Annotated in this window: 8 protein-coding genes; 1 reads left to right on the top strand and 7 read right to left on the bottom strand. The window is 72.7% G+C overall.

The genetic code is table 11. The annotated features are described in order from the left end of the window. Nucleotides 1-288: 288 nt before the first annotated feature. A complete protein-coding gene (locus tag ACFZB9_RS32880; RefSeq protein ID WP_391453329.1) occupies nt 289-3,210 on the bottom strand; it encodes a vitamin B12-dependent ribonucleotide reductase in 2,922 nt (973 codons plus the stop codon). A 204-nt stretch (nt 3,211-3,414) separates the two neighbouring features. Then, complete coding sequence (nrdR, locus tag ACFZB9_RS32875; protein ID WP_391453327.1) at nt 3,415-3,915, bottom strand: transcriptional regulator NrdR; 501 nt, start codon at nt 3,913-3,915, stop codon at nt 3,415-3,417. A gap of 742 nt (nt 3,916-4,657) precedes the next feature. Between nrdR and lexA the strand changes: the two genes are divergently transcribed. Next, the gene (lexA, locus tag ACFZB9_RS32870) at nt 4,658-5,365 is read left to right on the top strand and encodes a transcriptional repressor LexA (protein ID WP_391453404.1); all 708 of its coding nucleotides are present in this window, start codon (nt 4,658-4,660) and stop codon (nt 5,363-5,365) included. Nucleotides 5,366-5,427: 62 nt separating this feature from the next. Here lexA and ACFZB9_RS32865 read toward each other — a convergent pair whose 3' ends face one another. The 5 genes from ACFZB9_RS32865 to ACFZB9_RS32845 are packed head-to-tail and all read right to left on the bottom strand — an operon-like array spanning nt 5,428 to nt 13,194. Continuing rightward, on the bottom strand, nt 5,428-7,515 hold the full coding sequence (locus ACFZB9_RS32865; protein WP_391453325.1) for an ATP-dependent DNA helicase: 2,088 nt from the start codon (nt 7,513-7,515) through the stop codon (nt 5,428-5,430). Nucleotides 7,516-7,528: 13 nt separating this feature from the next. Further along, complete coding sequence (locus ACFZB9_RS32860) at nt 7,529-9,358, bottom strand: IucA/IucC family protein (RefSeq protein WP_391453324.1); 1,830 nt, start codon at nt 9,356-9,358, stop codon at nt 7,529-7,531. Further along, nucleotides 9,336-10,703 carry a lysine N(6)-hydroxylase/L-ornithine N(5)-oxygenase family protein gene (locus ACFZB9_RS32855; protein WP_391453322.1) on the bottom strand — a complete coding sequence of 456 codons (1,368 nt, stop codon included), beginning with the start codon at nt 10,701-10,703 and terminating at the stop codon, nt 9,336-9,338. Before ACFZB9_RS32855 ends, ACFZB9_RS32860 begins: the two co-directional genes overlap by 23 nt. Further along, complete coding sequence (locus ACFZB9_RS32850) at nt 10,703-11,308, bottom strand: GNAT family N-acetyltransferase (RefSeq protein WP_391453320.1); 606 nt, start codon at nt 11,306-11,308, stop codon at nt 10,703-10,705. The genes ACFZB9_RS32855 and ACFZB9_RS32850 overlap by 1 nt, the downstream gene beginning before the upstream one ends. After that, on the bottom strand, nt 11,305-13,194 hold the full coding sequence (locus tag ACFZB9_RS32845; RefSeq protein ID WP_391453318.1) for an IucA/IucC family protein: 1,890 nt from the start codon (nt 13,192-13,194) through the stop codon (nt 11,305-11,307). The genes ACFZB9_RS32850 and ACFZB9_RS32845 overlap by 4 nt, the downstream gene beginning before the upstream one ends. Nucleotides 13,195-13,352: the final 158 nt, after the last annotated feature.

Below are 13,352 nucleotides of genomic sequence, written 5' to 3'. Positions count from 1 at the left end.
CAGTCGGCCCCCACCACCGTGCCGACCAGCGGTCGGACCGCAGAAAGCCGGGGTGGGGGAGCCGGGTGGCCCCCCCATCCCCCCCCCCGCCCCCGCGGCGCCCCGCGGCGCCCCCGGTGCGCGGGACCCGCCGGGGGGGGCCCACCCCCCCCCGCGGTTGCCCCAGGCCCCCCGGCGCCCCCCCCCGGGGGCCCCCCCCCCGGGGGGCCCCCCCCCGGGGGGGGGGGGCCCGGGGGGCCCCCCCCCCCCCCCCCCCCCGGCCCGCTCGGCGCCGATCGGCGCCCGCTGTCAGCTGCAGCCGCTGGTCGAGCCGCAGCCCTCGCAGAGGTAGCAGCTGCCCGCGCGGCGCATCTTGGTACCGCAGGAGAAGCAGAGCGGGGCGTCCGCGTTCAGGCCGAGCTGGATCTCCAGCAGTTCGGTCGAGTTGTGCGGAGCCTTCGCGGCCGCCGCGGGTGCGGCGGCGGGCGCCGACGCCTCGGGCTTCGCGACGGCGCGCTCGACGGCCCGCGGGGCGGACTGGGCCAGGCCCGTGACGTCCAGGTCCTCCTCCTCGAGCGGCTCGTAGGAGCCGGTCTCCAGGTGGCGCTGGCGCTCCTCGACGGAGTGGATGCCGAGCGCGGAGCGGGTCTCGAAGGGCAGGAAGTCCAGCGCCAGGCGACGGAAGATGTAGTCGACGATCGACTGCGCCATCCGCACGTCCGGGTCGTCGGTCAGACCGGCCGGCTCGAAGCGCATGTTGGTGAACTTCGAGACGTAGGTCTCCAGCGGCACCCCGTACTGCATGCCGACCGAGACGGCGATCGAGAAGGCGTCCATCATGCCCGCGAGGGTCGAGCCCTGCTTGGACATCTTCAGGAAGACCTCGCCCAGGCCGTCGTCCGGGTAGGAGTTGGCGGTCATGTAGCCCTCGGCGCCACCCACGGTGAAGGAGGTGGTGATGCCGGGACGGCCCTTGGGCAGGCGCTTGCGGACCGGGCGGTACTCGATGACCTTCTCGACGGCCTGCTCCGCCGGCTTCTGGGCCGCGGCCGGCTCGACCGCGGCCGGGGCCTTGGTCTTGGCCGAGAGCGGCTGGCCGACCTTGCAGTTGTCGCGGTAGATGGCCAGCGCCTTGACGCCGAGCTTCCACGCCTCGAAGTAGATCTCCTCGACCTCTTCGACGGTGGCGTCCTGCGGCATGTTGACCGTCTTGGAGATCGCGCCGGAGATCCACGGCTGGATCGCGGACATCATCCGCACGTGGCCCATCGGCGAGATGGAGCGCTCGCCCATCGCGCAGTCGAAGACCTCGTAGTGCTCGGACTTCAGGCCGGGGGCGTCGATCACATTGCCGTGCTCGGCGATGTGATCGACGATCGCCTCCACCGACTCACCGTGGTAGCCCAGGCGCGTCAGCGCCCGCGGCACGGTGTTGTTGACGATCTGCATCGAGCCGCCGCCGACCAGCTTCTTGAACTTGACCAGCGCCAGGTCCGGCTCCACACCCGTGGTGTCGCAGTCCATCATCAGGCCGATGGTGCCGGTGGGGGCGAGCACCGAGGCCTGGGCGTTGCGGAAGCCGTTGCGCGCACCCAGGCGCAGCACGTCCTGCCAGGTCTCGGTGGCCGCGGCCCAGACCGGGGCGTCCAGCTCGTCCACCGCGACGGCGGCGCTGCTGGCGTCCGCGTGCTGCTTCATGACCTGCTGGTGCGGGGCCGCGTTGCGGGCGTAGCCGTCGTACGGGCCGACCACGGCGGCGAGTTCGGCGCCGCGGCGGTAGGCGGTGCCGGTCATCAGCGAGGTGATCGCACCGGCCAGCGCGCGGCCGCCGGTCGAGTCGTAGGCGTGGCCGGTGGCCATCAGCAGCGCGCCGAGGTTGGCGTAGCCGATGCCCAGCTGCCGGAAGGCGCGGGTGGTCTCGCCGATCTTCTCGGTGGGGAAGTCGGCGAAGCAGATCGAGATGTCCATCGCGGTGATGACCAGCTCGACCACCTTGGCGAAGTTCTCCGCGTCGAAGCCCTGTCCGCCGTTCGGTCCGGTGTCGTCGCGCAGGAACTTCATCAGGTTCAGCGAGGCGAGGTTGCAGCTGGAGTTGTCCAGGTGCATGTACTCGGAGCACGGGTTGGAGGCGTTGATCCGGCCCGACTCCGGGCAGGTGTGCCAGTGGTTGATGGTCGAGTCGTACTGGATGCCCGGGTCGGCGCAGGCCCAGGCGGCCTCGGCCATCTTGCGGAACAGCTTCTTGGCGTCGACGGTCTCGATGACCTCGCCGGTCATCCGGGCCCGCAGGCCGAACTCGTCGCCGTTCTCGACCGCCTTCATGAACTCGTCGGAGACCCGGACCGAGTTGTTGGCGTTCTGGTACTGCACGGAGGTGATGTCGTCACCGCCGAGGTCCATGTCGAACCCGGCGTCGCGCAGCGCGCGGATCTTCTCCTCCTCCTTCACCTTGGTCTCGATGAAGGCCTCGACGTCGGGGTGGTCGACGTCCAGCACGACCATCTTGGCCGCGCGGCGGGTGGCGCCACCGGACTTGATGGTGCCGGCCGACGCGTCGGCGCCGCGCATGAAGGAGACCGGGCCGGAGGCGTTGCCGCCCGAGGAGAGCAGCTCCTTGGAGGAGCGGATCCGGGAGAGGTTCAGGCCGGCGCCGGAGCCGCCCTTGAAGATCATCCCCTCTTCCTTGTACCAGTCGAGGATCGAGTCCATCGAGTCGTCGACGGCCAGGATGAAGCAGGCGCTGACCTGCTGCGGCTGCTTGGTGCCGACGTTGAACCAGACCGGCGAGTTGAAGCTGAAGACCTGGTGGAGGAGGGCGTGGGTCAGCTCGTGCTCGAAGACCTCGGCGTCGGTGGGCGAGGCGAAGTAGCCGTTCTTCTCACCGGCGGCGCGGTAGGTGAGCACCACGCGGTCGATGATCTGCTTGAGGCTCCACTCGCGCTGCTCGGTGCCGACCGCGCCGCGGAAGTACTTGCTGGTGACGATGTTGACGGCGTTGACCGACCAGAAGTCGGGGAACTCGACGCCACGCTGCTCGAAGTTGATCGAGCCGTCCCGCCAGTTGGTCATGACGACGTCGCGCCGCTCCCAGTTGACCTGGTCATAGGGGTGGACCCCGGGGGTGGTGTAGATGCGCTCGATCCGCAGACCGCCCTTGGACGCCTTGCCGGCACCCTTCGCGGCCTTGTCGGACTTCGACCCGCGTGCGGAACCGCTCGTCGTGTCTGTCACTTCGTACTCCTCCTCCTGGGCAAAACGCCCCGAACACCCCAATTGTCGCCTCTGGGGTATCGCTGCTTCGCTTCTCCTGGTGTGCGGGCAGGCAGACGGGAACGTCGGCCGCTTCGCACGGTTTGTATGGGTTTGCACCCTGTTTTCAGGCATGCCTCGGCCAAGAAGGCTGAGGCTGCATGGCGCCCTAGTACTGCAACGGTGCTAGGACGCGGCGACGGACACGACGACGCAGTCGTCGTCCGGCGCGGTGGGAGGCTGCTCAGCGCCACGCAACTCGGCGATGGCGGCCTCGAAGTCTGCGAGTCCGTCGTAGGCCTGGTAGACCGACGCGAATCGAAGGTACGCGACGACGTCCAGATCCTTGAGCGGACCGAGTATGGCCAAGCCCACATCGTGGGTGGAGAGCTCCGCGCTGCCACTGGCCCGCACGCACTCCTCGACCCGCTGGCCGAGCAGCGCGAGGGCGTCCTCGGTGACCGGCCGGCCCTGACAGGCCTTACGGACTCCGGAGATCACCTTCTCCCGGCTGAACGGCTCGGTCACCCCGCTGCGCTTGATCACCATCAGCGTGGCGGTCTCCACCGTGGTGAAGCGCCGGCCACAGTCCGGGCACTGACGGCGGCGGCGGATCGAGCAGCCGTCCTCGGTGGTCCGACTGTCGACCACACGGCTGTCGGAGTGCCGGCAGAAGGGGCAGTGCACGGGTTGACTCCCTTCCTGGCTGGACTGGCGGGCGAGCAGCCTTCAGTCTAGGCGACGCCCACCATGATCGAGTACCGGGGGACCACAACCTGTGGGCCGCGAGCACCTATGTAACCACTAGATCTAGGTGAACGCGCCGATCAGACACGCCGGATTTCGGTAGCTCCGGGCTCACCCCGCGCAATCGGTGCTGGTCAGTCGCCGGGCCTCACCCGAGCGGCCGAACGGCCGTTTTCAGCCGATTGCCGCGGTTCTCGCCCCGACCCCCGGCCCACCCGGAACCGCCCTCTAGAATTGGCATCGATCGAACATTTACTCGACATACACCGAATGCCTTGATCAAGTCAGCCAACTCCCCGATAATTCACTCGAACGTGTGTTTGGCGCAACCTTTCGATAGGTGCTGCCGTTGGGCTGGGCAGGCAAGGGAGTACGCCCGACGAGAGGGGCCGCCGTGAGCACCGTACAGACCAGCAGCACCAGTTCCAGCGCCGTTTCCGGCGCCTTCCAGACGCCCGTGAACACCGTCGCCGACAGCCGCGGCATCCCGGTGCAGGACCGCGCCCAGCACCTCCCGGGTCGCACCCTCGCGGACCAGCAGAGCTTGGACCAGAGCATGGATCGCAGCGACATCCCCCAGACTCCGTCCGGAGGAGCCCCCGGCCAGACTCGGTCCGCGGGGTCCGCCGGCCTCGGCCCCGCCCCGGGCTACCTCCCCGACCAGGGCGTCGAGCACGCCTCCGTGCAGGACGTCCCGCTGGCCCTGCCGAACGGCCAGCTGCGCTCCCTGCCCGGCCGTCCGCCCGGCATCCGCACCGACGAAGCCGGTCTCACCGAGCGCCAGCGCCGGGTGATCGACGTCATCCGGGACTCCGTGCAGCGCCGCGGCTACCCGCCGAGCATGCGCGAGATCGGCCAGGCCGTCGGCCTCTCCTCGACCTCCTCGGTCGCCCATCAGCTGATGGCGCTGGAGCGCAAGGGCTTCCTGCGGCGCGACCCGCACCGCCCGCGGGCCTACGAGGTGCGCGGCGTCGAGGTGACCCGGCCGAACACCGCCGAGGCCGCCGGCCGCCCCTCCACCTCCTACGTCCCGCTGGTCGGCCGGATCGCCGCCGGCGGCCCGATCCTGGCCGAGCAGACGGTCGAGGACGTCTTCCCGCTGCCCCGCCAACTGGTCGGCGAGGGCGAGCTGTTCGCACTGACCGTACGCGGCGACTCGATGATCGAGGCAGCCATCTGCGACGGCGACTGGGTCACCGTACGCCGCCAGCCGGTGGCCGAGAACGGCGACATCGTGGCCGCGATGATCGACGGCGAGGCCACCGTCAAGCGGCTCAAGCGGGAGGACGGCCGGATCTGGCTGCTGCCGCACAACCCCGCCTACGAGCCCATCCCGGGCGACAACGCGACCATCCTGGGCAAGGTCGTCGCGGTACTGCGCAGGCTCTGACCCGCCGCCGGACGTGCTGGGGCCCCGCACTTCAGATGAAGTGTGGGGCCCCAGGACGTCCGTCAGCCGCGCGGGGTGACCGGCCGCACCGGCGGCGCACTCTCCGCGATCGCCGCCAGCGAGCGGCGCACCTGGTTGCGGTCGGTGGTGTACCAGAAGTCCGGCATCGAGGACCGGAAGAAGCCGCCGTACCGCGCCGTGGCCAGCCGCGGATCCAGCACCGCCACCACGCCCCGGTCGTCGGCCGCCCGCACCAGCCGGCCCGCACCCTGCGCCATCAGCAGCGCGGCGTGCGTGGCGGCCACCGCCATGAAGCCGTTCCCGCCGGCCTCCTCGACCGCCTTCTGCCGCGCACTCATCAGCGGGTCGTCCGGGCGCGGGAACGGGATCCGGTCCATCACCACCAACTGGCAGGCGGAGCCGGGCACGTCCACCCCCTGCCAGAGCGACAGCGTGCCGAACAGGCAGGTCTGCGGATCGCTCGCGAACGCCCTGATGAGCTCGCCCAGCGTGTCCTCGCCCTGCAGCAGGATCGGCACGTCCAGCCGCTCGCGCAGCTGCTCGGCAGCCGTCTGGGCGGCCCGCATCGAGGAGAACAGACCCAGCGTGCGTCCGCCGGCCGCGCCGATCAGGTCGGCCAGCTCGTCCAGCATCTGCGGCCGCTCCGGCTCCCGGCCCGGCGGCGGCAGGTGCTTGGCGACGTAGAGGATGCCCTGCTTGGGGTAGGAGAACGGCGAACCGACGTCCAGCCCGCGCCAGTACGGCGGCGCGTCCTCGCCCTGCTCGCGCTCCGGCTCCCCGGCCGTGCGCTCCTGCGCCAGCCGGCCCTCCACCGGCAGGCCCACCGAGGCGGCCACGCCGTTGAAGTCGCCGCCCAGCTTGAGGGTGGCCGAGGTGAGCACCACCGACCGCTCCTTGTAGAGGTTCTCCCGCAGCAGCCCGGAGACGCTCATCGGCGCCACCCGCAGCGAGGCGGGGACCAGGCCGTAGCGGTCGTTGCGCTCGATCCAGACCACGTCGTAGGGCGACTCGGAGAGCAGCCGCTCGGTGGTGTCGTGCAGCGTCTCGGCGGCGGCCATCGCCTGCTTGCGCACCGCGTCCTCGTCGGACAGGCCCTTGTCGCGGGTCTCACCGAGCGAGGTGATCACCTGGCGGCTGGCGTCGCGGATCGCGGCCACCGCGTAGCCGAGGTACTCGGGCAGCTCGTCGACCTTGCCCGGCTGGGCGGTCTCCATCAGGCCGTGGTAGCTCTCGGCGGCGGCCTGCAGCGCGTCCACCGCCTTCTCGTTGGCCAGCCGGGCGGCCCGCTTGACCGCCCGGTTGACCGCGCCGACGGTCAGCTCGGCGGTGGCCGCACCGGTCACCCGGTTCACCAGCTCGTGCGCCTCGTCGATGATCAGCAGCTCGTGCTCGGGCAGCACCGGGGCGCCCTCGATCGCGTCGATGGCCAGCAGCGCGTGGTTGGTGACCACCACGTCGGCCAGCTTGGCGCGCTCGCGGGCCTTCTCGGCGAAGCACTCCTGGCCGTAGGCACAGCGGCTGGCACCCAGGCACTCCCGGGAGTTGACGGAGAGTTGGGCCCACGCCTTGTCGGAGACGCCCGGGGTCATGTCGTCCCGGTCGCCGGTCTCGGTCTCGTCCGCCCAGTCGCGCAGCCGCAGGATGTCCTTGCCGAGCTTGCTGCTCGCGCCGCCGAGCGCCTCGGCCGGGTCGAACAGCCCCTCGCCCTCGTCGCTCGGGGTGCCCTCGTTGGCCCGGTGCAGGCAGAGATAGTTGGAGCGGCCCTTGAGCATCGCGAACAGCGGACGGCGCCGCAGGATCGGGTGCAGCGCCTCCACCGTGCGCGGCAAGTCGCGCTCCACCAGCTGGCGTTGCAGGGCGAGCGTGGCGGTGGCGACCACCACCCGGTCGCCGTGTGCGAGGGCGGGGACCAGATAGGCGAGGGACTTGCCGGTACCGGTGCCGGCCTGCACCAACAGGTGCTCGGCGCTGTCGACCGCTTCGGCGACGGCCTCGGCCATCTTGATCTGCCCGGGTCGCTCGACGCCGCCGACCGCGGTCACGGCGGCGTGCAGCAGCTCGGGAATGCGGCCGGTCGCCGCGGGAGCGCCGGAGTCCGGCAGCAGCTGGGGTGCGGAGTCGTTCGTCATGACGCTCCCCAGCCTACGGGGCGGGACTGACAACGCGGTCCCGCGGAGCGGGCAGACCGACCGCCTGGGCCGCCAGCGGGTTCGCCACCTGCCCGTACACCGCCGCGTGCGGGCGCTCGGGCCGGTCCCGGTAGCCGTCCAGCAGCAACCGGTTGCGGTTCAGGCAGAGCCGGTCGATCGACCCGGTCAGCAGGTCGAAGAGCGCGAACCGCTCGGCCAGCTCGGGGAACCGCGCCTGGTAGGCCAGGATCTCGGCCCGCAGCAGCCCCCAGAACTCCGGCTCGGGCAGGTGCAGCCACTCCTCCAGCAGCGGGGCGAGGTAGCGGTAGACCCCGATGAACAGGCCCGCGTGCAGGAACTGGCACAGCTTCGCCGGCGGCTCGCGCAGCAGCACCCCGGCGACCTCGGGCGGCAGCGCGCGCAGCTCGGGCAGGTCCTGGTCGCTGAGGTTGACGTCGTCCACGAAGTCCTTGATCGCCAACCGGACCGGGATGTCACGGCCGTCGAAGATCAGGATCGCGTTCTCGCCGTGCGGCGAGAAGACGGTGCCGTAGCGGTACAGGAAGTGCAGCAGCGGCGGCAGCATCACGCCGAACAGCCGGGCCGTCCAGTCCCGGGCCGACAGCCCCGAGCGGGCGATCAGCTCGGCCACCAGCGCCCGTCCGTCCGCCCCGGTCTGGAGCAGGGCGGCCAGGGTGCGCCCGCGCTCCCTGGGCCGCAGCTGGGCACCGAGCGGCTCGCGCCAGATCGCGCCCAGCAGCTCCTTGTACTGGTAGGGCGCCTCGGGCAGCCGCGCGTAGTACGGGTGCTCGACGGTCACCGAGGCGACCTCGCCGAGCAGCACCACCGCGCACTCCTCGTGCAGGAACGCGTCCTGCTCGCGCACCGCGTGGATCCAGGCGGTGACGGCGGGCGCGGCCAGCGTCCGCTCGGTGGGCAGCCCGCGCCAGACCAGCGTGTTGAGCACCGAGAGCGGCAGCTTGACGGTGTGCCGCTGCGGGCTGGTGACGTTGAAGAAGGAGCGGATGGACTGCTGGGGCAGCCGCAGGTCCCGGTCGGCGGGCAGCGGCACGATCCGCCCGTCCGCCACCCAGGGCGCGAAGAGCGGCAGCACCGTCTCGTCCCACTGCCAGGGGTGCACCGGCAGCAGCAGGTAGGCGGCGGGGTCCAGGCCGCGCCCGGCCAGCTGGCGCCGGTAGTCGGCCAGCACCTCGGGGTCCAGCTCGGCGCGGTAGAGCGCCTCGGCCTCGGCCAGCGCTCCGGTGCCCCGGTACTCGGCCAGGTCGCGGTGGACGGCCAGCCAGCCCAGCGGCTGCAGCGTCCGGGCCTCGGGCGTCCAGGCCGCGCTGTCGGAGGCGGCGAAGCCGAGCCGGCCCTTGTTCAGCACCAGCCACGGGTGCCCGCTCTGGTAGCCCTCCAGCGCGGTGTGGTCCAGCTCGGCCAGCTCGGCCGCGCTCAGCGCACCGGCCGCCAGCCGGACGTCCGCGAGCAGCGTGGCGGTCAGCTCGCGGACCAGGTGGCCGGTGGTGTCCCCGGAGAGCCCGAGTAAGTGGCGGGCCGCCAGCAGGAACTCGAACGGGTCGTCGGCGGGTGCCCCGTCGGCGCTGACCGACTCCGGGTCGACCCGCCAGCTGCCGTACGCCCCGCGCCGGGCGGTGAAGCGGTACTCGGGACCCTCGGGCAGCGGGAGCCGGTAGCCGCCGGGGACCGGCTCGGGACGCAGCAGCTCCTCGTAGGCGAACTCCCCGAGCAGCTTGGCCAGCAGCGCGCGGCAGGCCTGCCGCCAGCGCGGGCGGGTCAGCGGGTCGACGGCGGACGGGTCAACGACGGGCGGACGGGGCACGGTTCCACTCCTCGGGGAAGGCGGCCCCCTGGGCGGGCAGGGCGGCCGGGGCGAAGCTGGTCCAAGCGGTCCGGGCGGGCAGCCGGTGCACCTGGCGCCCGGCGAGCGCGTTGAGGATCACGGCCGCGCGGTGGGCGCCGAGGCCGAGGTCGGGGGTACCGACGCCGTGAGTGTGCAGCTCGGCGTTCTGCACGTACAGGCCTGCGGTCAACTCCGGCACGGTGGCCACCCGGTGATCCAGGTCGACCCGGAACCGGCCCTGCTCGTCCCAGTCGATCAGCTCGGCCAGCGGCTCCAGCGCGGCCGGACGAGCCGCCCGGTAGCCGGTGGCCAGCACCACCGCATCGGTGCGCACCACCCGGGCGACCCCCGAGTCGCGGTGCAGGCAGCGCAGTTCCAGGCCGCCGCAGGGGCCCGGCAGCGCCTCGGTCACCGCGGTGCCGGGGATGATCTCGGCCGCCGCGGCCCCGAGCGGCAGGCCGATGGTCCGCTCGTAGAGCAGGTCGTGGATCTCGGCCAGGGTCTCGGCGCTGGCCGCCTTGTGCAGTTGCCACTGCTCGGCCACCAGTCGGTCGCGGACCGGCTCGGGCAGCGCGTGGAAGTAGCGGGTGTAGTCGGGGGTGAAGTGCTCCAGGCCGAGCTTGGAGTACTCCATCGGCGCCAGCGCCCGGGTCCGGGTCAGCCAGCGCAGCCGGGTGCCGTCACCCTCCCTGGCGCGCAGCAGGTCCAGGAAGACCTCGGCGCCGGACTGCCCCGAGCCCACCACGGTGATGTCCCGGGCGCCGGCCAGCGCGCCGCGGCGCTCCAGGTACTCCCCGGAGTGGAAGACCGTCGCCCGCCCCGCCAGCGCGTCGAAGGCGGCCGGGCGCACCGGCTCGGTCCCCACCCCGAGCACCAGGTTGCGGGCGAGCACGCTCCAGTCGCCCGCGGGGGAGCGCAGCGTGGCGCGGAACCCCTGCCCCGTCCAGTGCACCTGGGTGACCTCGGTGCCGAACTGGCAGGCGGCCAGGTGCTCGGCGGCCCAGCGGCAGTAGTGGTCGTACTCGCGCCGCGGCAGCTGGAAGCGCTCGGCGAAGTAGAACGGGAAGAGCCGCTCGTGCACCCGCAGGTAGTTGAGGAAGGACCACGGGTTGGTCGGGTCCACCAGCGAGACCAGGTCGGCCAGGAACGGCACCTGCATCCTGGCCCCCGGCACCAGCATCCCCGGGTGCCAGCGGAACTCCGGCTTCCGGTCGCAGAAGAGCGCGCGCATCCCCGGCACCTGGTCGGCCAACGCGGCCAGCGCCAGGTTGAACGGGCCGATGCCGACGCCGAGCAGGTCGTAGCCGCTGTCCTGGCGGTCCATCAGGTCTTCCTCGCACTCGGGTCGCTGGGGGCACTCGGGTCGCTGGGGGCACTCGGGGCACTGGGGACGCTCGGGGCACTCGGGACCCCCGGGCGCTCACGCATCATCAGCGCCGCCCGCTTCTCGGGCAGGTCGATCTCGCCGGCACGCTGGAAGCCGGCCCGGCTGAAGGCCCGCACCGACGGCGTGTTGCGCACGTCCGGTTCGGCCACCACCCGCGGGCTGGTGCGCAGCAGGTGTTCGGCCATCGCGCTGAGCAGGATGGTCCCCAGTCCCCGACCGCGGCTCTCGCGCGGCCCCAGCAACAGGTGCAGGCCGATGTCCCCGGGGTCCGCCGGGTAGTAACCGGCCAGCCGGTCCTGCTCGACCCGGTAGACCTCCCAGTAGCTCACCGGCACGCCGTTCAGCAGGCCGAGCTGCGGCACGCTGTGGCTGTCCTGCAGCAGTTGGGCGCTGACGTGCCGTTCGGTGACCTCCGGCGGTCCGGCCAGCTCCCAGAAGGCGTCCACCGCGGGGTCGTTCATCCAGGCGGTGATCAGCGGCAGGTCCCCGGGCCGCACGATGCGCAGCCGGAACTCCCCGGCCCGGGTGGTCAGCGCGGTCATCCGGCCGCCACCGGATTGGGGACGGTGACGTAGACGGACTGCGTCTCGACCGGCCCGACCAGCTCGTCCAGGCCGTGCAGCCGGGTGAGCAGGTTGGCCTTGCAGCGCAGGCTCGGCGAGTGCAGCAGGTGGGCCGGCAGGGTGGAGCCGGTGGCGCGGGCGGCGGGGCCGGCCAGGAACCGGCGCAGTGCCGCGATCAGCACCCGTTCGTCGGCCAGCCGCTGCGAGCCGAACGCCCCGATCAGACCGAGGACGTGATTGATCCCCAGGTAGTAGGCGAACCGCTCGTCGGCGACCGCGTCCTCGACGAAGGTCTCGCTGTCCTGGCCCAGGCCCGGCAGCCGGCGCTCCAGCCGGGCGGCGTGCGAGACGCGGAAGTAGTAGCCCTGGTTGTCGCGGAACCGGCCGCCGGTGGGCCAGCCGTCGGCGTCCAGCAGGACCAGGCTGTTCTGCTGGTGGGCCTCCAGCGCGACCCCGGCCTGCCCGTCCAGCCAGAGCACCGGCAGCACCACCGCGTCCAGGTAGCGCAGGAACCACTCGGCGGCCACCGTCGGCAGCGGCCGCCCGCACCGGCGGGCCAGCGCGCGCAGCAGGTCGCCCAGTTCGGAGGGCACGCTGCGGGCGGGTTCGCCGAGCGGCCGCTCGGCGACCAGACCGGCCACGCACAGCGCCCGGTCGCCGGTGGCGAACGGCTGGCAGCGCAGCACCGTGTCCAGCCCGCTGGGCTCGCCGGGGGCGGCGCCGGGCAGGTCCACCCCGATCCAGGCCGGATCGCGCACGATGTCGAAGCCGGGGTGCGCCGCCCGCCACTCGGCGCCCAGGCCGGCCTCCAGCAGCCGATGCGCCTCCAGCCCCCGGCGCAGCTCCTTGCGCAGGTTCTCCCGCCGCGAGTTGGTGATCCGCAGGCCGAGCGAGAGCTTGAGCATCCACGGCGTGCCGGGCCGGCAGACGGTGCGCACCGAGGAGGTCGGGTACCAGGGGTCGCCGTGCCGGCCGAGGTCGTGCAGGGCGCCCTCGGCCAGCAGTCGGGCGATCGCCGGCCGGCGCTCCAACTCCTGGGCCTGCCAGGGGTGCAGCGGCAGCGCGACGGTGTTCGGCGGCAGCAGCCGCGGGGCGTCGAGCAGTTCGGCCGTCAGCTGCTCGGCGCTGACCGGCAGCGCCGAGTCGGCGGCCAGCAGCTCACGGTCGACGGCGTACCAGTGCAGCGCGAACGAGCCGCGCAGCTCGGGCGAGTAGGCGGCGCTCTGGGCCGGTCCGAGACCGTCGCGGCTCTTGGGCGTGGGGTGCAGCGGGTGGCCGAGCAGCAGGGCCTGCTCGCCACGCAGGAAGACGCTCTCCGGCTCGGGGCCGGGGTGGCTGCGGCGGTGCAGCAGCAGGTCCGCGGTGCGCCGCACCGAGTCGGCGACCCGGCCCGCCAGGTCGGCGATCTGCTCGGGGTCGGGGTGGCCGGCGGCCGAACGGGCCAGCAGCGCGGCGGCGGTGACCGCGTCCAGCGGGGTGCCGTTCTCCGGCCCGGCCTGCGGCCGCGCACTGCCGTCGGGCCCCGGCACCAGCACCGCCGGGCCGAACCGGTGCCACCCGCACGGCGACCAGTGGCGCACCGGCGCCAGCAGCTGGGCCGCCCCGCCCAGCACCGGAATCCGCAGCAGGCCGTCCTGGTCGAGGCCGGCTCCGGTCTCCCGGCACCAGCAGCGCAGCAGTGCCTCCAGCGCGGCCTGCTCGGCCGCGACCGCGGGATCCTGGTGCAGCAGCGGGTCGGACTCGGCGGACTGGTCCAGCTGGCGGGGGACGGTGGCCGGGGCTCCGGTCAGGGCGGTGCTCAAGGCAACTCCTCGGTGCGCATGGGGAGGGCACCGCCGACGTGTGGCCACCCCGGCGGGGGGCATCCGATTGGTCCAACGAGCGGGTCGCCCGCCAATCACGGCCTGGCCGCCACAAGTCGGGGCCGCGCCACCGCCGTCCCCGCCGCATGGCAGACTCCTCTGATGCCCGATGGCGGCCCGCTGAACGCCGTCGCGAGATATTCCGCATGGGGGAACCGAAC

Origin of the sequence: Kitasatospora sp. NPDC008050, assembly GCF_042957465.1 — a bacterium.
In the GTDB taxonomy this organism is placed as follows: Bacteria; Actinomycetota; Actinomycetes; order Streptomycetales; family Streptomycetaceae; genus Kitasatospora.
The sequence above is the reverse complement of the archived record's forward strand: the minus strand, read 5'-3'. Positions and strand labels throughout refer to the sequence as shown.